Origin of the sequence: Microbacterium sp. NPDC090003 (genome assembly GCF_044748385.1) — a bacterium.
Classification (GTDB): Bacteria; Actinomycetota; Actinomycetes; order Actinomycetales; family Microbacteriaceae; genus Microbacterium.
Window position 1 is genome coordinate 1388050 of the sequence record NZ_JBIVFW010000001.1, and the last position, 21631, is coordinate 1409680.

The window sequence follows — 21631 nt, forward strand, 5'->3', positions numbered from 1 at the left end:
CGACGGCCGCGTAGGTTGGGGAGATGGACTCCTCCGACCTGCGCGGCCGCACGATCCTCGTCACCGGGGCGAACGCCGGCATCGGCTACTGGTGCGTCGAGCAGCTCGCGTCCCGCGGGGCGCGCGTGCTGCTCGGATGCCGCTCCGCCGAGCGAGCGGCGACGGCTGTCGACGCGGTGCACGGTCGGGTGGCCGACGCCGATCTGCGCGTGCTGACGCTCGACCTCGGATCGCTCGAGAGCGTCGCGCACGCGGCATCCGACGTCGGCGAGACGCTCGACGCGGTGATCTGCAACGCCGGTGTGAAGGCGGCGACACCCGATGCCCGCACCGCCGACGGACTCGACCTCATGGTCGGCACGAACTTCTTGGGGCACTTCGCGCTGATCGCGCAGCTCGACCGGGTACTCGCGCCCGATGCCCGGGTCGTGGCGGTCGGCTCGCTCGCGCACCGTTTCGCGCAGCTCGAGCCCGCGCGGATCACCGCACCCTGGCGCGGATCGTCGCTGCGTCAGTACGGCCGCTCGAAGGCGGCACTCATGGCGTTCGCATTCGAGCTCGATCGTCGGTGGTCGGGTTCCGGGCGTTCGGCACTCTGCGCGCACCCGGGCTACGCGGTCGATCCGCTCACCCCCGAACGCCCGGGTCTGGCCACCGGCTCCCGCCCGATTCGAGCTCTGGCAGCACCGATGCGCATCGTCGTGCAGGGGAAGGACGGCGGAGCGCTACCGATCGTGCACGCGGCGACGGCGACGGATGCCGTGGGCGGCGACTACTGGGGTCCGGGCGGCCTGCTCGAGTTCCGGGGTGCACCGAAGCGAGTCGCCGCCTCGGAGGCCGTGCGCTCACCCGCGACCGGAGCGGCGCTGTGGTCGGCGGCCGAAACGGCGACCGGCGTCCTCTTCGCGACCTGAGGGCTCGACCGGCGAGCCTGATCAGCCGGCGAGCTCCGGGATCACGACGTTGACGGAGTACGACGACCCCTCGATCTCGGAGATCGTGACGGTCGCGGCGTACTGATCGCCGCCCTGGATCGCCGTGCACTCCAGGCTGTAGCCGTTCGACACCTCGTGCGACCCTCCCGGGCAGAGCACGCTCGGGCTCGGGAGCACGGCGGCGTCGGTCAGCGCCCGGGCAGCGGTGACGCCGATCTCCTCGGCGGTCAGCGTCAGGGTGCCGCCTGCATCGGTGGCGGGGCTCTCGCTCGGGTCGGGTGCGGGAGCGTTGTTCGGGGTATCCGCGACCTGCACCGAGACCGTGACGTTCGTGCCGTCGACCTTCGACAGCGTGACGTCGGCGTCGAACTCGGAGCCCGTTGCGGGATCGGTCAGCAGACACGGCACGACGGAGCCCTCTTCGAGCGGGATGCTGTCGTCGCCGCAGTCGATCTCCGGGCGCTGGCCGATCTCGGTCTCGAGCGCGTCCTCCGCGAGCGTCGCGATCTCGTCGGGCGAGGCGGTGGCGGATGCCGAGAAGGTGCACCCCGTGAGCGCCGTGGCGAGGAGGCCGGCAGCGGCGGCGAGCAGGGCGAGTCGAGAAGTGCGCATGGAAGTGTCCCCCGTATCGATGTCCCGGCCAGAGTATCGGCACGCCAGGTGCACGTCGCGTTCCCCCGCCCGCCGTCGCGGCATCCGATTCTCTCTGTTCGGCGAGAAGAGGGGGCGGCGATCAGGCGATCGGGGCCGCCTCCTCCTCCGCGCGCGGGGTCACCCGCACGCGGGCGATGCGGCGGCGGTCGAGCTCGGTGACCTGGATCGTCGCTCCCGGCACATCGACCGTGTCGCCGACGACGGCGAGGCGACCGAGCTGCTCGGTGATGAACCCGGCGATCGTGTCGGATGAGCCACGGGGCAGCTCGAGACCGGTCGCCTCCTCGAAGTCCTGGAGGTTCAGACGGCCGTCGACGGCTCCACCCGGGAGATCCGTCTCGGCGTCGTCGTACTCGTCGAAGATCTCGCCGACGACCTCCTCGACCAGGTCTTCGAGAGTGACGAGCCCGTCGGTGCCGCCGTACTCGTCGACGACGACCGCGATATGGTGTCCGTCCGCGCGCATGCGCGTGAGGGTCGGCAGCACGCGGGCCGTCGACGGGATGTAGGGGATCTCGCGCAGCAGCGTCTGCACCGGACGCGACGGATCGTCGCCCGCGGCCTCGAACAGGTCACGCACGTGCACGAAGCCGATGATGTCGTCGATCGATTTGTCGGCGACGGGGTAGCGCGAGAACGGCAGGTCTCGCACCTGGGCCATCGCCTCGGCGGCGGTCGCCGTCTCGTCGAGCGCGACCACCTCGGGGCGGGGGCGCATGACCTCGCTGATCTGGCGTCCACGGAGCGAGAGCACGTCGTCGAGGATACGGCGCTCGTCATCGGGGAGTCCCTGATGCGAGGCGACGATGTCGCGCACCTCCTCGTCGCTGAGCTCTTCACCGGTCTTGTTCGGGTCTCCGCCCAGCAGACGCACGAGTGCGTTCGTCGACACCGACAGCAGCCAGATCACCGGACGCATGACGATCGCGAAGCCGTTGAGCGCGGGGGCCACCGCATACGCGAACTGCGCATTGCGCTGGATCGCGAGCCGCTTGGGCACGAGTTCGCCGAGCACGAGCGACAGGTAGGCGATGATCAGCGTCAGTACGATCGTCGCGATCGTGAGAGAGATCGCCGGATCGGCGCCCCACGACTCGAAGAGCGGTGCGACGGACGGGGCGATCGAGGTGGCGCCGTATGCGGCCGACGCGAAGCCGGCCACGGTGACGCCGATCTGCACGGCCGAGAGGAAGGTGTTGGGATTGCGGGCCAGAGCCGCGACCTTCGCCCCGCGCCTGCCGCGCAGGCCGATCGCGTTGATCTGGCTCTCGCGCAGCGTGACGAGCGCCATCTCCGTCGCTGCGAAGACACCGCCGATCAGGACGAACGCGAAGACCAGGGCGATGTTCCAGAGCAGATCGCCCATCAGCGGGTCACCTGCGAGGTCGAGGGGTGCGCGCCCGGGGTGAACCGGGCGCTCGTACTGTCAGAGTCCGAAGAGTCAGAACAGTGGGCGTTCAAGGAGTGCTCCTTTTATTTGTCGTGATCGGCGAGATCGGTTGCGGAGGTGACGGCCGCGGGATCGCGGCGCGTCTTGATGAGACTGGCGACGGTGGCGACGGCGATGGTCGCACCGATGAAGAGCAGCGAGAACCAGATCGGGATCTCGGGCGCCCAGAGCACGTTCTCGCCGCCGTTGATGAAGGGCAGCTCGTTGACGTGCAGAGCGTGGAAGACGAGCTTCACACCGATGAAGGCGAGGATGACCGCGAGCCCCTGTGCCAGGTAGACGAGGCGCTCGAGCAGACCGCCGATGAGGAAGTACAGCTGGCGCAGGCCCATGAGCGCGAACGCGTTCGCGGTGAAGACGATGTACGCCTGGTCGGTGAGTCCGTAGATCGCGGGGATCGAGTCGACCGCGAACACGAGGTCGATGAAGCCGATCGCGATGATCGTGAGCAGCATCGGCGTGACGAATCGCTTGCCGTTCTTGACGACCGTGAGCTTGTCTCCGTTGTACTCGTCGCTGACCGGCAGGTGGCGGCGCACGAACGTCATGAACCGGCCGTTGGCGGGATTGCTCTCGTGGTTGCTGAACGCCTGACGGTAGGCGAGCACGAGCAGGAGCGCGCCGAAGAGGTAGAAGATCCACGAGAAGTTCTCGATGAGCGTCGCACCGACGGCGATGAAGATGCCGCGCAGGATCAGGGCGATCACGATGCCGATCATCAGCACCTTCTGCTGGTACTTCTTCGGCACGGCGAACCCGGTCATCACGATGAGGAAGACGAACAGATTGTCGATCGACAGTGCCTTCTCGGTGAGGTACCCGGCGAAGTACTCACCGCCGTAGGTCCATCCCGAGACGACGCCGATGCCGACGCCGAAGAGCAGCGCGAGGCTGATGTAGAAGATCGACCAGCGCGCGGACTCACCGATCGACGGTTCGTGGGGCGTGCGCACGTGCGCGAAGAACTCGTACACGAAGAACGCGATCGTCACGGCGATCGTGATGATCCAGATCAGGGGGGTGACATCCATGAGGACTCCAGACTCGGCGTATGCGGCAGCAGCGCCAAAGTCTTCTCCATTCCTTCGATCAGGAACCGGCGGCCCGGGATGCGAACGCATCCGTAATGACGAAACCACCGTGGCGGAGTACTCCCCTTGGTAGATCCCACTATAAAGCATGCGAGCGGATGCTTCCTGACGAGGTGCCTGGAGGAATGCGAGGAGGGGTCGCCGCGTTAGTTGAAATGTCAACGATCTCCGCGAGGAAGAAGCATCCGATGAGCAGTGCACCGTCAGCCGCCGCCTGGCGCGCGGCATCCGTTCCGACGGCTGGCGCCGTGCCCGACGGCACCCAGATGGACACCGTCGAATTGCTCGTACGCGATCTCGACGCCATGACCGCGTACTACCAGCAGGCCGTCACGCTCGACGTGCTCGACCAGTCCGGGGCCACCGCCACCCTCGGTCGCGGTTCGCAGAAGATCATGCGGCTGCGCCAGGAGAAGAATCTGCCGGACGCGAATCCGCGCGGCGCCGGGCTCTATCACACGGCGATCCTGTTCCAGGATCAGCACCAACTCGCGGCTTCCCTCCTGTCGATGGCCGAGCGGGTACCGCAGACGTTCACCGGCTCCGCCGACCATCTCGTCAGCGAGGCGTTCTACTTCACCGATCCGGAGGGCAACGGCCTCGAGCTGTACCACGACCGTCCGCGCGACGAATGGACGGTCCTGCCCGACGGCGGGGTGCAGATGGCCTCGCTCGCTCTCGACCCGAACGCGTTCCTGCAGCAGTGGCTGACGGCGGATGCCGCGACTGCCGGTGACACGGCGGCGATCGGTCACGTGCATCTGCAGGTCGGCGACATCCCCTCGGCGAAGGCGTTCTACGTCGGCGTGCTCGGCTTCGACGTCACCGCCGATCTCGGCACCGCGCTGTTCGTCTCGGCCGGCGGCTACCACCACCACATCGGCATGAACACCTGGCAGAGCGCAGGAGCGGGCCCGCGGGCCGCCTCGCTCGGCCTGGGCGATGTGCGTATCGTCGTGCCGACCCGCGACGACGTCGAGGCACTCGCCGACCGCCTCCGCGCGCACGGCGTCGACGGCGCCGACGACGGACGCGCGCTGCGCCTCGCCGATCCGTGGGGCACGCGACTGGTCATCACACCCGGGGCCGCCTGACGGCATCCGTTCTCTGGCAACATCCGCCTGACCGCTCCGGCTGACGGCATCCGTCGTTCCCCGAGCCGCCGGCCGCAGCACAGCTTCGGAGATTCGGCGGGAAACGCCGGGGAAACGGATGCTTCGCCTGGCTCGTCGCGTCGAATCTCCGAAGTCGTGTGGGGCTGGCCGATGCAGGCGGCGACACAGGGGCGCGGGCGGCACACACTCCGCCCGCACCCCTGGTCTCATCGGGCTACCGCGTCACGTACGACACGCTGTCGAAGCGGAGCAGGTCGCCCGAGGTCTTCACGACCTTGATCGTGTGCTCCCCCTTCTTCACGCCGTCGAGCGTGAAGAGCACCTGCTGCGTGAGCCGCGCGTCACTGTGCAGATCGACCGTGTCGACCAGGTTGCCGTCGAGGTAGATCTCGGCGGTGCCCTGATCGGGTCCGGTGGCGCCGATCAGCGTCAGGCTCTTGCCGCTGAACGTGAACGAGACCGCCGCTCCGTCGTCGGCCGTGGCGTGCACGTCGTCGCGGAAGTCTCCGCGGAACCGCAGCTCGAGACCGCTGTCACCATCGGGCAGCGCCGCGAGGAACCCGCTCGCGAACGTGATCTCGTCATCCGCGATCGTGTAGTCCGTACCGTCGACGAGAGTCGTGCCGTCGCGCGAGATGCTCTGCAGCTCGCTCGGATCGCGCAGCAGCGTGACGACGGCATCCGCCGGGGCCGCCCGGTCGAACGCGAGATGATCGACGTCGATCACACCCTCCTGCACGATGTCGAGGCGGTCGTTCAGCATGAACTGGCCCGACTTCTTCACAACGCGCAGGGTATGCGAACCGTTCGGAAGATCGCGCACGCTGTAGACCTGCTGCTGCACCCCGCGGCCGTCGGCCTGGAAGGTGTCGACCGTGTCGACGAGCACGCCGTCGAGGTAGATCTCGGCCTCGCCCTGAGAGGAGTGCGTCTCGGTGAACCAATCGATCCCGGTGCCGACGAACGAGTACTCGAACGCCGACCCGTTGGCCTCGCTGTAGTGCACGTCGTCCTGGTAGTCGCCCATGCCGCGTCCGCCGCTCTGGCTCCACGTGCCGCTGTAGACGATGCCGGGGTCGTTGTTGTTGATGGTGCGCACGTTCGACGGGCCGGCCTCGGGAGCCGTGCCGCCCTGCGACGAGTCGAACGACGAGACGGTCAGGGCCTGGGCGCGGGCGGGCACCTCGGCGCCGCCGTTGCGCGTCCATGCGCCCTCGTAGGTGAGGCGCGCGTCGTCGTCGTTGAGGGTGAGCGTGCTGCTCTTCGCCGGGGTGAAGGTGAACAGGCGGGTGCCGTGCACGGGCACGTCGGTCGCGACGAACTCGCCGGTCGCCTTGCCCAGGTTCTTCTTCTTCCAGAGGTCGCGCACCTTGACCTCACCCTCGACGCCGAGGTCGGCGAGCGAGACGGTGATGTCGGCATCCGTGCGTCCGAGGTTGAAGACCGCGACCGTGACGGAGCCGTCGGGGTTGGTCGAGAACCACGTCTGGCGCGACGAACCGGTCGAGACGGGGTGAGCGGGTCGCCCGGCCTGGTTGACGGCGATGACCTCATCGTTGGTGAGCAGCTCGAGACCGTAGTCGTCGAGGTTCGTCATGTCGTTGCCGAGGTACATCGGCACCGACGAGACGGCCCAGAACGTGGCCGCGGTGCGGCGCTCGTCCTTGGTGAGGCCATCCATCTTGCCGTTGCCGACGTTCAGCGAGTCGAAGTCGTTCCAGCCCGAGTTCGGCCCCGCGTGACGCCACCATTCGGCGGCCTTCGGGAAGAGCCGGGCGATGTTGTCCCACGTGGTGAGAGCCTCGTTCTCGCAGTAGCACTCGACGTCCCAGTCGATGCGCCAGCCGTCGGCGTGCTCCTTCCAGTAGTCGGCGTAGCGGATGTCGAGGGCCCAGGAGAGCTCGAACCAGATGTTGTTGCGCTTCAGCGCCTGCGACCACGCGGCGACGTCGTCGCGGGCGTCGAGGGAGAGGTCACCGACGCCGGAGCCCGGGGTCACGCTGTCGAACTTGACGAAGTCGATGCCCCACTCGCCGAGCATGTCGGCGATCGAGTCGATGTAGGCCTGACCGCAGGGGGTGGAGAAGTCGATGCGGTGGCCGATGCCCCAGTAGTCGGCCTGCTGCAGGGGCCGCTTGACGACGTCGGCGGTCGTGCACTCGGGGGCGCCGTAGACGGGGTACGCAGCTTCGTAGACCGATTCCGAGATGCCGGGGATGAAGTAGAGTCCGATCTTCTGGCCGTTGCCGTGCACGTGGTCGATCACGGCCTGCAGGCCGTTCGGGTACAACGTCTCGTTCGGGATCGGGCGACCGTACTCGTCGTTGCTGCCGTTCCAGCCGGCGTCGATGTTGATGTACTCGTAGCCGTGGCTCTGCAGCTTCTCGTGCATGGCATCGGACTGCGCGATGATCTGGTCGGCGCTGATCCAGGCCTGCCCGTTACCGGCGTAGACCTGCATGCTGTAGCTGCTCCAGCCCATGTAGGGCTTGTCTGCGAGGGTCTCCTCGTCGGTGTTCGTGGTGGCGACGAGGCCCGTCGCCAGGGCGTCGGCCACGGGCGAGGCCGAGACTTCGGTGGCGGATGCTGCGGATGCCGAAGCGGCACCTGCTCCGAGCACGAGTGCGCCGGCGGCCAAGCCCGCCGCCCATCGCAACCGTGCTGTCGAACGGATGGTGTCGATCATGATTTCCTCTCGGTGGTTTCGACGGTGAAACCCCAGGCGCTCCGTCGCGTTGTCCCCAGGAAACAGCCGGGCCCGACGGCCCAACCAATTACTTGACACCGGTAATTAATCATGAATACGCTGAGACTGCAAGCAAACATCCGAGGTTTTGACAGGAAGATCGATGTCGCTCTCCGCAGCAGAAAACCCCTCGTCCGCCGCCGGAAATCTCCGGCTCTCGTGGGCTGCCCCGGCGACCCGATGGGAGGAAGCCGCCCCTCTCGGTAACGGACGGATCGGGGCGATGGCCTTCGGCGGCGCCGAGGCGCGCTATGCCCTCAACGACTCCACTCTCTGGTCGGGGACGCCCGACGGACCCGCACGCGCGCTGCGCGACGTGCTCGCCGCGGGCGCGGGCCCCGCACGGCTCACCGCGGTGCGCGCGGCGCTCGACGCCGACGACGTGCGCCGCGCCGAAGACCTCCTCATGGCGTTCGAGGGACCCTATTCGCAGGAGTACCTGCCGCTCGGCGACCTGCACGTGCGGATCGCCGATGCCGGCCCCGTCGACCCCGCGCGCGTCCTCGACCTCGACGACGCCGTGCTCCTCGAGACGCTGCGCATCCCCGGCGGCACGCTGCGCCGTCGCTCGTGGGTCTCGGCCCCCGCGCAGGCCCTCGTGATCGAGATGGACGCCGACGCCGAGTTCACGGCATCCGTCGCGCTGACCACTCCCCTGCACACCGATGGCCTCGACGTTCGCGACGGCGGGATGACGCTCGGCGTCGTCGCTCCGATCGACGGGGCTCCTCTGCACGAAGGACCGGTGCAGACCCCGCTGCGGTACGCCGACGATGAGGGCTACGACGCCTTCGCCGCCGCGTCCGTCGCCTGGCGCACCGACGGCCGTGTCGAGACGACCGCTGACGGCGTCGCCATCCACGGCGCGCGGCGCCTGCTGATCCTCCTCTCCTCCTCGTCTCGTGCCGCGTCGTGGTGGGCCGGCGCGAGCGAGGAGGAGTGGCGGAACGTCTCGCGAGAGACGATCCGGAACCGCGCGGCGGAACAGGCGGATGCCGCCGCTCGCCACGAGGCCGCCTTCCTGTTCGACGAGCACGTCGCCGACCGGCGGCGGCTGACGCGGGCGCGGTTCGCGATCGACGGCCGGCGCGAGGGCACCTGGGACGTCGAGCGCGACCTGTTGCGCGGCGATGACCTCGCACTCAAGACGACCGTGATCGCCGAGTTCGGCGCGTATCTGCTCGCCTCCTGCTCGCGCGCCGGCAGCCCGGCCGCGAACCTGCAGGGGATCTGGAACGCCGAGCTGCGCCCGGCCTGGTCGTCGAACTACACGATCAACATCAACACCGAGATGAACTACTGGGCGGCTCCCGTGCTCGGTCTCGACGATTCCTTCGAGCCGCTGCTCGCACTCGTCGAGAAGCTCGCCGAGAACGGCGCCGACGTCGCCCGCGAGCTCTACGGCGCTCGGGGCTGGGTCGCCCACCACAACAGCGACGTGTGGGGCTGGGCGCTGCCGGTCGGCGGTGGCCACGGCGCCCCGAGCTGGGCGATCTGGATGATGGGCGGGGTCTGGCTGACCCACAACCTCTGGGACGCCTACGAGTTCGGCGGCGACCGCGATCTTCTGCGCACACGTATCTGGCCCGTACTGCGCGGCGCCGTCGAGTTCTGCCTCGATTGGCTCGTGCCCGACGCCGACGGACGCCTGCGCACCTCCCCCTCCACCTCTCCGGAGAACTCGTTCGTCGCCTCGGACGGCGAGGGCACGGCGATCGGCCTGACGTCGGCATCCGATCTGCTGCTCGTGCAGGGCCTGCTCGAGCGAGCGCTCCAGGCCATCGACGCCCTCGACCTCGACGACCCGGCCCTCGCGGCCGAGATCACGAACGCGCTCGGCGCCCTCGCCCCGGTCGGCATCCGCGCCGACGGGCGCATCAGCGAGTGGTCCGTTGACGTGGTCGAGGTCGAGCCGCTGCACCGCCACCTCACCCCCGTGCTCGGCATGTATCCGCTCGAGGTGACGACGCGCGAGCGCACGCCCGAACTGTTCGACGCCGGCATCCGCCTGCTCGACGCGCGTGGGCCCGGGGCGATGGGGTGGTCATGGGCGTGGAAGATCGCCCTGCGGGCCCGCATCGGCGACGGCGAGACCGCCGCTTCATTGCTCGACGAAGCACTCACGCCGTTCGACGGCGATGCCACGCGTCACGGCCCGGTCGACGGCTCGGAATGGGGCGGACTGCTGCCGAACCTCTTCAGCACGCACCCGCCGTTCCAGATCGACGCGAACCTCGGCTTCCCGGCCGCGATCGCCGAGATGTTCGTGCAGAGCCACGGCGGCGTCGTGCGGCTGCTGCCCGCGCTGCCCGCCGCCTGGACGACGGGCGAGGTGCAGGGTATCGGAGTGCGCACCGGCCTCGTCGCCGACGTCGCCTGGTCGGACGGGCACCTCACTGAGGCGCTGCTGCACAACCGCCTCGCCGAGGACCGCACGGTCGACGTCGAGTGCGGGCGCAGCCGGGTCACGCTCACCGTGCCCGCCGGCGGCACCGTCGCCGTGCCGGTCGGCGCCCCGTCGTTGAGCGGAGCCTCCGATGCGCGGTGAGTTCGTGACGGTCGACACCCCGACCACGCAGACCGAGCCCGCCGACTTCGACGCCTTCTGGGCGGAGACGCTCGACGAGACCCGACAGCATCCGCTCGGCGTGACGATCGAGCCGCACCCGACCCGGTTGACCGCGATCGACGTGTTCGAGGTCACCTTCGCCGGCTTCGGCGGTACGCAGATCCGCGCCTGGCTGCGCGTGCCGCACACCCGGACCACACCGCTTCCCGGGCTCGTGCAGTTCTTCGGATACGGCAACGGCCGCGGCCACGCCCTGCGCGACCTGCGCTGGGCCGCCGCCGGCTACGCGCACCTCGTCGTCGACGCCCGCGGGCAGGGTCACGGCGACACCGACGACGACCACCCGGACGGCGGCCCCTCGGCCGGCGGGTTCCTCACCCGCGGTCTGCGCTCGCCGCACGAGTACTACTACCGCCGGGTCTATGCCGACGCGGTGCGCGCGGTCGAAGCCCTCCGATCGCTCGACCTGGTCGACGCAGCGCGCGTGGGCGTCGTCGGCGCCAGTCAGGGCGGGGGCATCGCGCTCGCCCTGACTGGGCTCGTGCCCGACCTCGCCGTCGCGATCATCCAGGCACCCTTCCTCAGCGAGCTGAACCGCGCCGCCGACCTCAGCGCCGAGGCGCCCTACGCCCTGCTGACCCAGTACTTCGCCGACCGCCGGCTCGATCGGGCAGCGGCCCTCGACACCCTCCGCTACTTCGACGCGGTGAACCACGCGAAACGCGCGAACGCGCCGGCACTCCTGAGCACCGGACTGCGCGACGGGGTCACGCCTCCGGCATCCGTGCTTCCCGCCTTCACGGCGTATGGCGGCGAGAAGCACGTCGTGCTCTGGCCCGACAACGGCCACGAGGCCGGCGGCGACCTCGACGAGGAGAACGCCCTCGAGTTCGCCGCCGCCCATCTTCGCCCGTGATTCGCTACGGTTGCCGATAACGAACGAGGAATTGATGGACCACGACACGTCGACGCGCACCACCCTCATCCGATCCGCATCGGATGCCGGATCGAAGGTGTTCGCGACCATCCTCACGCGCAGCCCGATCAGCCGTATCGAGATCGCCCGGCACACCGGCCTCTCGCAGGCCGCCGTCACGAAGGCCGTGTCGCCGCTGGTCGCAGCGGGCCTCGTCGATGCACCGCCCGCCGAGCACCGCGATGGCAATCCCGGGCGCCCCGTCGCCCCGGTGTCGATCGTGCCCGAGGCGATGATCATGCTCGGCGTGAAGGTGAACGTCGATGAGGTCATCGCGGTCGCCACCGACCTCACGACCACCGTGCTCGCCTCCGAGCACCGCTCCCTCGCGGCCCACGGCCCGGATGCCGTGCTCGAAGCCATCGTCGAGGTCACCGCCTCTCTCGAGCGCGAACTCGGGCCGAGATCCGCCGCGATCGCCGGGCTCGGCGTCTCGATCTCGGGTGACGTCGACAGCCGCCAGGGCATCGTGCGCGAGTCGGCCATCATGGGCTGGACCGACGAGGACTTCGCTGCACGGCTGCGGGAGCGGATCGGCCGGCCGGTGACCCTCGAGAACGACGTGCACGCCCTCACCGTCGGCGAGCACTGGTTCGGCATCGGCTTGGGCACGGCCTCGTTCGCGATCGTCACGATCGGCCGCGGCATCGGCAGCGGGCTGCACGTGAACGGTGAGGTCGTCAGCGGCGCCTACGGGGTCGCCGGCGAGATCGGGCACCTGCCCCTCGCCGATCCGCGACGGGTGTGCCCATGCGGACGCAACGGCTGCGTCGAGGCCGTGGCCGCGACCCCCGCCATCGAAGCGGCGGTCTCGGCCGCGCACGATCGGATCATCGGCATCGACGAGGCCGTGCGCCTCGCCCACGACGGCGACCCCGCTGCCGAAGCGGCGTTCCGCGAGGCGGCCGAGATCGTCGGCACCGCGATCGCCACGCTCGTGAACCTCACCGGCCCCGAACTCGTGATCATCGGCGGAGAGGGCGTGTCGAACTTCGATCTCTTCGACACGACGCTGCGCAGCGCCTTCGAGGCGCACGCCTTCGGCGCCGCGGCGCGCTGCCGCATCGTCGCCCGCCCGCACACCTTCGAGGACTGGGCCCGCGGCGCCGCGGCCGCTGCGATCCAGTCGCTCGTGCGCTGACGCGGGGATCCTCGGGGCGGGGCCCTTCGACAGGCTCAGGGACCCAGTTCCGGAACCGTGCCTGGGTCGCTGAGCCCGTCGACGCGTCGCAGCCACCACGCAGAACTGCCCGGCGGAAGCATCCGCCGGGCAGTTCCTGACCTCACTCGATCACAGGGCGTCGTAGAGCTCCTGCTGCAGTTCGAGGTAGCGGTCGACGCCCAGGCCGTTCAGGTCGTCGATGTACGCCTGCCATGCGCCGTCATCGTCGATGTCGCGCTGCCCCGTGACGAACTCCGCCTGGGCCTGCGTGATGTAGGTCGCGATGTTCGTCTGCAACTCCGCGATCTCCGCCGAGGTGTCGGGGTTCGGCCAGAGCTTCTCCGACGGGAAGACGAGGCTCTCGTCGGGAGCGAACGGCTCGTAGAGGTTCGTGGCCTCGAGCAGACGACGCTCGTAGCCGTCGGGGGCGTAGATGTCCTCCGGCACGACCTGGGAGTTGCGGAACTCGAGCGAATCCCAGTACTGAGCCATCGATCGCCACGCCGAGTTCGAGGTCTCGTCGTACGTGAGCGGCTTGAAGGTCGGCTCGAGCTCGGGGTCGAGAGCGACGTCGCCCGCCTCCGCAGGAACCCACGCCTCACCCTCGGGCCCCATGGCGCCGAGCTTGTCGCCCTCATCGGTGACGAGGTAGTCGATCGCCTTGATGGCCTGGATGCGCTCCTCCTCGGTCGACTTGTTCGTGAGCGCGAACATGCCCAGCGAACTGATCGGCGAACGGTAGGTCGCATACTGCGTGCCATCCGGGCCCTTCACCGGCGGCACAGCGTCGTAGTGCGTGTCGCGCCCGTCCGGCGAATCCTGCGTGACGATCTCGTACGGGTGCAGCACCGCGGCGGCACCGAGGATCTCGGCCTCGGCGTTGTCGCCCAGCGCGCGCAGCGACTCGCCGTTCTGCGTGAACGACGCCGTGTCGATGAGCCCCTCGTCGGCGAGCGACGAGATGTACTTCAGGCCCTCGCGCCATCCGTCGGTGGTCGCCGAGAGCGTCACCTCGTCGCCGTCGAGCACCATCGGCGGCGGACTGGTGGGCGAGCCGTACGGGGCGTAGGTGAAGGCGTTCATGAAGTAGTTGATGACCGGCTCCCCCGACGACGCGCTGAGCGCGACCTCGTCGGCCTTGCCGTTGCCGTTCGGATCGTCGTTCTTGAACGCGCGCAGCATCTCGCGCAGTTCCTCGGTGTCGGTCGGCTGGTCGAGACCCAGCTTGTCGAGCCAGGTGGAGTTGACCCACAGCTTCGACGGGTAGCTGCAGTGGAAGCACTCGGTCCACTGCGTGATCGAGTAGATGTGCCCGTCGGGCGCGGTGACCGACTGCTCCCAGTCGGGCTTCTCCTCGAAGCGCTTCTTGAGGTTCGGTGCGTATTCGTCGATGAGGTCTTCGAGGGGAACGAGCACCCCCTGCTGCCCGTATTTGAGCACTTCGCTCCGCGAGAAGGCGTCGACCCACGGCACGAGGAAGTACACGTCGGGGTAGTCACCGCTGGCGAGCGACACCTGGCGCTTCTCGCCGGCGACGCTGCCGTCGTAGGTGGTGGTCTGCCAGTCGAAGTCGATGTCGAACTTCTCCTCGAGCAGCTTCGTGAACGCGTTGTCCTTGAGTGAACCGTTGTCGCCTTGCGGGCCGAACGCGACGAGCTTGCCGTTGTCGTCGCTGGGCGACGTGCATGCCGCCAGCGCTCCTGCGGCGAGAGCGAGGGCGCCTACGGCCGCCGCTCCTCGGATGATGCTGTGTCTCATTGCCGGAATCTCCTTTGCCCGGGTAATGGGGGGTGTGTGGTGGTGGGTCTGTGAGAGGGGTCAGCCCTTGACGGCGCCGACCATGATCCCCTTATTGAAGTACTTCGCGACGAACGGGTAGGCGACGAGCATCGGGATGGTCGCGATGACGACGGTCGAGTACCGCATGAGGTCGGCGAGCTCACGGCGTCGCAACTGCTCGGCGACGTCTCCGCCGCCGCCCGAGTCGTTGAGGATCAGGAGTCCTCTCAGCACGAGCTGCAGCGGTTGCAGGTCGGCGTTGCGCAGGTAGAGCAGGGCGTCGAAGTACGAGTTCCACTGCATGATCGCGTACATCAGGGCGATGACGGCGAGCAGGGGCTTCGCGAGCGGCACGACGATGGTCCAGAGGATGCGCAGTTCGGATGCCCCGTCGAGCTGTGCCGCTTCGTAGACCTCGTCGGGCACGGCCGAGCGGAAGTACACGATCGCGATGATCACCTGCCAGACGCCGATCGCGTTGGGCAGCAGCATCGACCAGCGGGTGTCGAGCAGACCGAGGGACTGCACGACGAGGTACATCGGGATGACGCCACCGCTGAACAGCATCGTGAACACGACGCCGCCGGTGATGACCTTGCGCCCGAAGAGCTGGGTGCGCGAGAGCGGGTAGGCGACGGCGACCGTGCCGAGCACGCTGATGAGGGTGCCGACGACGGTGTAGAAGATCGAGTTGCCGAACCCGCGGAGGATCGCGGGATTGCCGAGGGCTTCCTCGTAGCCCTTGAGAGTGAAGTCGACGGGCCAGAACAGCACGCGTCCCGCCGAGACGGCCTGCGGGCTCGAGACCGAGCTCGCGAGGATGTTCAGCAGCGGCAGCAGCACCACGAGCAGGAAGACGGTGAGCAGGATGTACGCCGCGGCGATGAACACGCGGTCGGTCTTGGTCTCCTTGACCTTGACGCCGCGCGTGAGCGGGTCGCGCTTCGGCCGGCGCTTCTTGTTCTTCGCGACGACGACCTCTTCGGTCAGGAGCGCCTCGGTGTTGATCGTGGTCACCACAGTCCGTTTCCCGTCACTCGCTTCGACACCGTGTTGACGACGAGCAGCAGCACGAGGCTGATCACGGCATTGAAGAGCCCGATCGTCGCCCCGAGGCTGAAGTTGGCGTTGAGGATGCCGGTCTTGTACACATAGGTCGGGATGATCTCGGATGTCGAGAGGTTGAGAGCGTTCTGCAAGAGGAACGCCTTCTCGAATCCGATCGCCATGATGTTGCCGACGCCGAGGATGAGGATGATGGATGCCGTGGGCAGAAGCGCCGGGATGTCGACGTTCCAGATCTTCTGCAGTCTGCTCGCGCCGTCGATCTTGGCGGCCTCGTAGAGCGAGGTGTCGACCGACGCGAGGGCGGCGAGGTAGATGACGGCCGAGTATCCGGTCGTCGTCCAGATGTCGGTGGCGACGTAGATGTGCCGGAAGAAGTCGGCGCTGGCGAGCAGATCGACCTGCCCGGCGCCGAAGAAGCTGAACGTGCGCCCGAGGAGTCCGACGCGCGGCGAGAGCAGCAGGATCGTCATCGACACCACGACCACGGTCGAGATGAAGTACGGCGCGTAGGTGACCATCTGCACGGTGCGCTTGAAGAAGCGCAGTCGCACCTCGTTGAGCGCGAGGGCGAGGATGATCGGCAGCGGGAAGCTGGCGAGCAGCGTGTACGCGGCGAGGATGAACGTGTTGCCGACCAGGCGCGGGAAGACGGGGTTGCGGAAGAGGTTCGCGAAGTTGTCGAAGCCCACCCAGGGGCTGCCCCAGACGCCGTCGATCGGGTTGTAGTTCTTGAACGCGATGACCGCGTTGGCCATCGGGATGTAGCGGAACACGATGAACCAGATGATGGGGAGGAGCAGCAGCAGGTAGAGCTGCCAGTAGCGGCGCAGGCTGCGCCGGAAACGGGACTGCCGTTTCCGGCGTTCCACCGGTGCCGCCGCTGCCGCGGCGGGGAGGTCGTGCTCGACGGTGAGCGTCATATCTACCTTCTCGGGAGAATTACTTTACGTCGTAATATAAACACCGCCGACGCCGATGCGCAACCCGAACATCCGACGTCTCCCCCGAGCGCTGCGATGTTCCCGGCGCACGAAAGGTCGGCATCGCGGCGGATACCGACCTTTCGAGCGACGGGAGCGGATGCCGTCAGCGGCGAGCGCGAGCGTTGTGCGTCGCGATGACCGCGACCGCGACGCGGAGCAGCGACGTCAGGAAGAGCGCGAGACCGGCGGCAGCGGCGAGAAGTCCGACGAGAAGCATCCGACGACCGTAACAATCCGTCCCGCACGGCACAACGCCGTGACGCACTCCTTACACCGAGGGGCCGTCGCCCGCGCGAAGAGCCACCTGCGGGGCCGTAGCCTGGTCTGCACGTACCCGTTCGCGACGAGGAGTCCCATGGCACAGAAGATCGACGGAGCCGAACGCGCGGCCCGCGCCGCCCACCTCAAGGAGCGGATCTACCTCTCGTTCGCCGCGCTCGCGGTCGTGATCACGCTCTCGACCCACGGCCACGTCAGCGCCGGCGAGGCAGCGACGACGCTCATCGTCACGGTGATGGGCACCCTGCTCGCCGTCTTCACCGCCGACCTGATCTCACATCTCGTCGTGCACGAGCGCCTGTTCACGCGGCCGGAACTGCGGCACGCCCTCGCGTCCAGCTTCGGGGCCCTCGGGACCGTCGTGCTCCCGTTCGTGTTCCTGGGATTCGCGGGGCTCGATGCCTGGTCGACGGATGCCGCGTTGCGCGCCAGCGCGATCGCGCTGCTCGCCTCGCTCATCGTCGTCGGCTGGATCGCGGTTCGACGGATGCCGTTGACGTGGTTCCAGCGACTCGTCGCGCTTGGAGCCGAGGCGGCGCTCGGCCTCGCCGTCATCGGCTTGCAGGTGCTCGCGCACGGGTGATCCGCGCGCGACATATTCGCGCGCACGCATGTTCCGGCGAGTCAACGCCCTGCCGTGACGGCGGTGCCGGACCTATCGTCGCGGTATGAACGTACAACTGAAGATCGCAGGGCAGAGCCCTGAACTGCTGGGCCTGGGGTCCGTCCTCGTCGGTTCGCTTCCCGCCACACTGATGACCGATGACGCTCCCGACCACTACACCGTCGAAGCGGTGTTCACACGCAAGGCCGATCGCGATGAAGTCGAGGCGATCCAGAGCAGCGAGATGCGCGACCACCTGTCCGCGAACGGATACCCGACGGTCGAACTGCACGTGGCGGATCGTCGCCTCGAGATCGCGAACACCAATCTGGAGGAGCTTCGCGATGGCCTCGCCTCCGTGATCGCGCAGCGGCTCGCCGAGATCACGACCGCACTGCACACCGCGCGTGCGCAGGCGGCGGACCGTTTCCAGATCGCCTCCGACCGCGAGCACGAGCGCGCGGCGCTGGTCGCCGCTCTCGCCGACGCGGTCGCGTTCACCCCTCCCTCCGCAAGCGATCCGTCGTCCGACGACGACTCCCGCATCGAGGACTGGGTCGAAGAAGGAGGCGCCGTCCGCAGCTAGCGGCGACGCCGGAGAAGGAGGTCGTCATGGACGACATCCGCCAGACGATCCGCACCCGTCCGCGCGAGGGCACCGCGCGCGCGACGAGCGCGTTCACCGAGCTGGCGCAGCAGGTCCGCCACCAGGGCCTGCTGCGCCGCCGATACGGCTACTACTGGACGAAACTCATCGCCGCGCCGCTGGTCGTCGCCGTGTGCCTCGCGACGTTCGTCTGGATCGGCGAGTCGTGGTGGCAGCTCTTCACGGCCGCTGCGCTCGCGATCGTCTTCACCCAGATCGCCTTCCTCGGTCATGATGCCGCGCATCGGCAGATCTTCGTCTCGGGGCGCTGGAACGACTGGATCAGCCTGGTCCTGGGCGACCTGCTCGTCGGCATGAGCTACGGCTGGTGGCAGCACAAGCACACCCGCCACCACGCCAACCCGAACAAGCTGGGATCCGACCCCGACATCGAGTTGCCCGTCATCGCCGTGACGGCCGAGACGGCGGCGCGGCACCGCGGTCCGGTGCTCACCTGGATGCGCGGCCACCAGGGCGTGTTCTTCTTCCCGATCCTGCTCCTCGAGGGGCTGTCGCTGCACGCCTCGGGCGTGCGCCGGGTGTTCGCGCGCGGTCGACTCGAGCGGCGCTGGATAGAGATCGCGTTCCTCAGCATCCGTCTCGGTGGATTCCTGACGCTCGTCTTCCTCGTGCTGTCGCCGGGAATCGCGTTCGTCTTCCTGGCCGTGCAGCTGGGCCTGTTCGGCTTCTACATGGGGATCGCCTTCGCCCCGAACCACAAGGGGATGCCGGTCGTGCCGCGCGACATGGCGCTCGACTTCTTGCGGCGGCAGGTCATGATGAGCCGGAACGTGCGGGGCACTCGCCTGCTCGACGTCGTGATGGGCGGGTTGAACTATCAGATCGAGCATCACCTCTTCCCGTCGATGCCGCGCCCGCACCTCCGCCGTGCGGCGCCGATGATCGCCGAGTACTGCCGCACGCACGACGTGCCGTACACCTCCGTCGGCCTGCTCACCTCGTACGCGATCGTCGTGCGCTACATCAACAGGGTCGGACTCGGCGAGCGCGACGTCTTCACCTGCCCGCTCATCGAGCAGCGCAGCCTCATCGGCTCCTGAGGCGGTACCCACCCGTTGCCTCACCTCGCGGCGACTGCAAGACTCGGGCGATGACCTCGGATCACGGCTTCCCCGAACACGTCTTCGATTCACTGGGGGTCGCGCCGACGGTCTTCCCCGACCTGATCGGCGGGTCGGTGCGCGTGGTAGAGAAGCGCCCGGCCGACGCACCGGTGACCGTGATGACGCTGGGCGCCTCGCGCCTGCCGACCGACACGGGCGAGCAGGTCGAGCTGGCGGTCGAGGTGATCGATGGGCAGCAGGGCGCCGCTCTCGCGGCGATCGAGATCGTGTGCGATGACATCGCCCGCAACCGCCGAGTGCCTCCGGTCGGCGCTCCCTGGCGCAACGCCGAACCCTTCCTCTCGGGCACGCGCATCACGGCGATCGTGGCGACGGGCTCTCGGTGGGGCGGCGGGTTCGACGAGGTGCGGCACGAGGGTGCCGTCGTCGGCCATGTGCGTACGCTGCGCCTGCTCACCGATACCGAGGCGGCGTTCGCGGCGGCACGCGGGTGGGATGCGCTGGTCGCCGAGGCGGGCTCGCTCGACGCGCTGCTCGACGTGACCCGCGACGATGCCGTGGCGGCTCCCGCAGGCATCGCCGGCAACCGCCCCGTGTTCCTCTCGAAGCTGCACGCCGAGCATCCGCCCCGCTGGGTCACGTTCACGGGCGCGCACCTGCAGTCCGTCACCGGACTCGAATCGGATGCGTACATGAAGGACTCCACGAACCACGAGGTCTGGTCGGTCGACTCGTACCTCGCCCGGTTCCCGTGGGTCGCGGACTTCGCGAAGCAGGCCCTGCCCGGCCAGACAGCCCTGTTCACGGATGCCTCCGGCGCGTACGTACTCGAAGACGACTGAGCGTCGCGCTTGCTGATGTGACGACAGCGCGGACTCTAGAACCCGCGACAGGCGCAGGTCAAGCGGTCGCGCGGTCCCCGCGGGCAGGAGTAAACCGGATGAGGCTGCGGGCGCGGGTGCCCGCGAGAAGGAGGGTCCCGTGTCTGCATCCGATACCGGCGTGAAGAAGGTGCGGTCGCTCGTCCCCGCACGCATGGACCGCCTGCCGTGGTCGCGCTTCCACTGGATGATCGTCGTCGGACTCGGGTTCTCGTGGATCCTCGACGGGCTCGAAGTGCAGATCGTGGCCGCGAACGGCTATGCCGCGACCCTCGGCATGGGTCCCGCCGAGGTCGGTCTCGCGGGCACCTGCTACCTGCTCGGGCAGGTCTTCGGAGCCCTGGTCTTCGGACGCCTCACCGACCGCCTCGGTCGCAAGAACCTCTTCCTCGTCTCGCTCGCCGTCTATCTCGTGGGGTCGGCGGTCGCCGGCCTCGCCTTCGCGCCGTGGTTCTTCTACATCTGGCGCTTCGTCGCCGGCGCAGGCATCGGCGGAGAGTACGCCGCGATCAACTCCGCGATCGATGAGATCATCCCGGCGAGGTATCGGGGCCGCGTCGACATCGCCATCAACGGCACCTACTGGGGCGGCGCGGCGCTGGGCGCCGTGGCGAACCTCTTCTTCCTCAACACCGACATCCTCCCCGAGGACCTCGGCTGGCGACTCAGCTTCTTCGTCGGCCCGGTGCTCGGCATCCTCATCATCTGGTTGCGCCGCCACATCCCTGAGAGCCCGCGCTGGCAGATGACTCACGGGCGCGAAGAGGAGGCCGAGCGCAACGTCGACGAGATCGAAGAGCGTATCCGCACGGAGGGCAAGACGATCCCCGAGGTCGACGAGTCGAAGGCGATCACCGTCAAGGAGTACGGACGGGTGCCGTTCGTCACGATCGCGAAGGTGCTCTTCCGCACCTATCCGCGCCGCACCCTGGTGGGCATCACGATGATGGTGACGCAGTCGTTCCTCTACAACGCGATCTTCTTCACCTACGCGCTCGTGCTCGAGAACTTCTACGACACTCCGCCGGCCTCCGCGTCGCAGTACTTCATCATCTTCGCGGTCGGAAACCTCGCCGGAGCGCTGATCCTCGGGCACTTCTTCGATACCTGGGGTCGGCGGCGGATGCTGTTCGCCACATACGTGCTCGCGGGATCGATCCTGCTCGTGAGCGCATTCCTCTTCAACGCCGGCGTGCTGAACGCCGGCACCCACACCGCGTTCTGGTGCGCGTCGTTCTTCTTCGCCTCGGCCGGGGCATCCGCCGCCTACCTCACGGTGAGCGAGATCTTCCCGCTCGAGCTGCGCAGCCAGGTCATCTCGTACGTGTTCTCGATCGGTCAGCTCGTCGGCGCCATCGCCCCGGTGCTCTACGGCTCGCTGATCGGGCAGAGCGCCGAGACCGGCGACCGCGGCCCGCTGTTCTGGGGGTACGTGCTCGGCTCGGCGATCATGATCTTCGGCGGCGTGATCTGCGGCGTGTTCGGCGTGAGCGCGGCCGGCAAGTCGCTCGAGGACATCGCCGATCCCCTGTCGCTCGTCGAGCAGGCGGAGAAGGGTGTGACCCCGGATGCCTCGGCCTCCGGGAGCCGACGTGAGTGACCGGAGTG

The 21631-nt window shown here is 68.3% G+C and carries 17 protein-coding genes; 10 read left to right on the plus strand and 7 right to left on the minus strand.

Features of this window, described 5'->3' with window-relative positions:
- The first annotated feature begins 23 nt into the window (after window positions 1-23).
- Window positions 24-914 (plus strand): SDR family NAD(P)-dependent oxidoreductase, encoded by an 891-nt coding sequence (locus tag ACIPVN_RS06760; protein WP_400441157.1) that lies wholly within the window; start codon window positions 24-26, stop codon window positions 912-914.
- 21 nt (window positions 915-935) lie between these two features.
- On the opposite strand, the gene ACIPVN_RS06765 is transcribed toward ACIPVN_RS06760, so the two are convergent.
- The 3 genes from ACIPVN_RS06765 to ACIPVN_RS06775 all read right to left on the minus strand — a co-directional run bounded on the left by ACIPVN_RS06765 (window position 936) and on the right by ACIPVN_RS06775 (window position 4070).
- Window positions 936-1547, minus strand: a complete 612-nt coding sequence (locus ACIPVN_RS06765) for a hypothetical protein (protein ID WP_400441159.1) — start codon at window positions 1545-1547, stop codon at window positions 936-938.
- Between the two features lie 121 nt (window positions 1548-1668).
- Entirely contained in the window at window positions 1669-2955 is a 1287-nt protein-coding gene (locus ACIPVN_RS06770; protein ID WP_400441162.1) for a hemolysin family protein, read from the minus strand.
- A 107-nt stretch (window positions 2956-3062) separates the two neighbouring features.
- Window positions 3063-4070, minus strand: coding sequence for a TerC family protein (locus ACIPVN_RS06775; protein ID WP_400441164.1), 1008 nt, complete (start codon window positions 4068-4070; stop codon window positions 3063-3065).
- A gap of 248 nt (window positions 4071-4318) precedes the next feature.
- Between ACIPVN_RS06775 and ACIPVN_RS06780 the strand changes: the two genes are divergently transcribed.
- A complete protein-coding gene (locus ACIPVN_RS06780) occupies window positions 4319-5224 on the plus strand; it encodes a VOC family protein (RefSeq protein ID WP_400441167.1) in 906 nt (301 codons plus the stop codon).
- 235 nt (window positions 5225-5459) lie between these two features.
- Here ACIPVN_RS06780 and ACIPVN_RS06785 read toward each other — a convergent pair whose 3' ends face one another.
- Entirely contained in the window at window positions 5460-7931 is a 2472-nt protein-coding gene (locus ACIPVN_RS06785) for a X2-like carbohydrate binding domain-containing protein (RefSeq protein WP_400441170.1), read from the minus strand.
- A gap of 163 nt (window positions 7932-8094) precedes the next feature.
- Between ACIPVN_RS06785 and ACIPVN_RS06790 the strand changes: the two genes are divergently transcribed.
- The 3 genes from ACIPVN_RS06790 to ACIPVN_RS06800 are packed head-to-tail and all read left to right on the plus strand — an operon-like array spanning window position 8095 to window position 12677.
- Window positions 8095-10539 (plus strand): glycosyl hydrolase family 95 catalytic domain-containing protein, encoded by a 2445-nt coding sequence (locus ACIPVN_RS06790; RefSeq protein ID WP_400441173.1) that lies wholly within the window; start codon window positions 8095-8097, stop codon window positions 10537-10539.
- Window positions 10529-11476 carry an acetylxylan esterase gene (locus ACIPVN_RS06795; protein ID WP_400441176.1) on the plus strand — a complete coding sequence of 316 codons (948 nt, stop codon included), beginning with the start codon at window positions 10529-10531 and terminating at the stop codon, window positions 11474-11476. Before ACIPVN_RS06790 ends, ACIPVN_RS06795 begins: the two co-directional genes overlap by 11 nt.
- Window positions 11477-11510: 34 nt before the next feature.
- Complete coding sequence (locus ACIPVN_RS06800) at window positions 11511-12677, plus strand: ROK family protein (protein ID WP_400441179.1); 1167 nt, start codon at window positions 11511-11513, stop codon at window positions 12675-12677.
- Between the two features lie 150 nt (window positions 12678-12827).
- Here ACIPVN_RS06800 and ACIPVN_RS06805 read toward each other — a convergent pair whose 3' ends face one another.
- The 3 genes from ACIPVN_RS06805 to ACIPVN_RS06815 are packed head-to-tail and all read right to left on the minus strand — an operon-like array spanning window position 12828 to window position 16465.
- A complete protein-coding gene (locus tag ACIPVN_RS06805; RefSeq protein WP_400441181.1) occupies window positions 12828-14456 on the minus strand; it encodes an extracellular solute-binding protein in 1629 nt (542 codons plus the stop codon).
- Between the two features lie 60 nt (window positions 14457-14516).
- Complete coding sequence (locus tag ACIPVN_RS06810; protein ID WP_400441184.1) at window positions 14517-15494, minus strand: carbohydrate ABC transporter permease; 978 nt, start codon at window positions 15492-15494, stop codon at window positions 14517-14519.
- Entirely contained in the window at window positions 15491-16465 is a 975-nt protein-coding gene (locus tag ACIPVN_RS06815; RefSeq protein ID WP_400441188.1) for an ABC transporter permease, read from the minus strand. Before ACIPVN_RS06815 ends, ACIPVN_RS06810 begins: the two co-directional genes overlap by 4 nt.
- A gap of 418 nt (window positions 16466-16883) precedes the next feature.
- On the opposite strand from ACIPVN_RS06815, the gene ACIPVN_RS06820 reads away from it, so the two are divergent.
- From ACIPVN_RS06820 to ACIPVN_RS06840, 5 genes are all read left to right on the plus strand, one after another.
- Window positions 16884-17390 (plus strand): hypothetical protein, encoded by a 507-nt coding sequence (locus tag ACIPVN_RS06820; RefSeq protein WP_400441191.1) that lies wholly within the window; start codon window positions 16884-16886, stop codon window positions 17388-17390.
- Between the two features lie 85 nt (window positions 17391-17475).
- The gene (locus tag ACIPVN_RS06825) at window positions 17476-17997 is read left to right on the plus strand and encodes a hypothetical protein (protein WP_400441195.1); all 522 of its coding nucleotides are present in this window, start codon (window positions 17476-17478) and stop codon (window positions 17995-17997) included.
- Between the two features lie 26 nt (window positions 17998-18023).
- On the plus strand, window positions 18024-19118 hold the full coding sequence (locus tag ACIPVN_RS06830) for a fatty acid desaturase family protein (protein WP_400441197.1): 1095 nt from the start codon (window positions 18024-18026) through the stop codon (window positions 19116-19118).
- 50 nt (window positions 19119-19168) lie between these two features.
- Complete coding sequence (locus ACIPVN_RS06835) at window positions 19169-19984, plus strand: 3-octaprenyl-4-hydroxybenzoate carboxy-lyase (RefSeq protein WP_400441200.1); 816 nt, start codon at window positions 19169-19171, stop codon at window positions 19982-19984.
- 139 nt (window positions 19985-20123) lie between these two features.
- Window positions 20124-21623 (plus strand): MFS transporter, encoded by a 1500-nt coding sequence (locus ACIPVN_RS06840; RefSeq protein ID WP_400441202.1) that lies wholly within the window; start codon window positions 20124-20126, stop codon window positions 21621-21623.
- The last annotated feature ends 8 nt before the right edge of the window (window positions 21624-21631 follow it).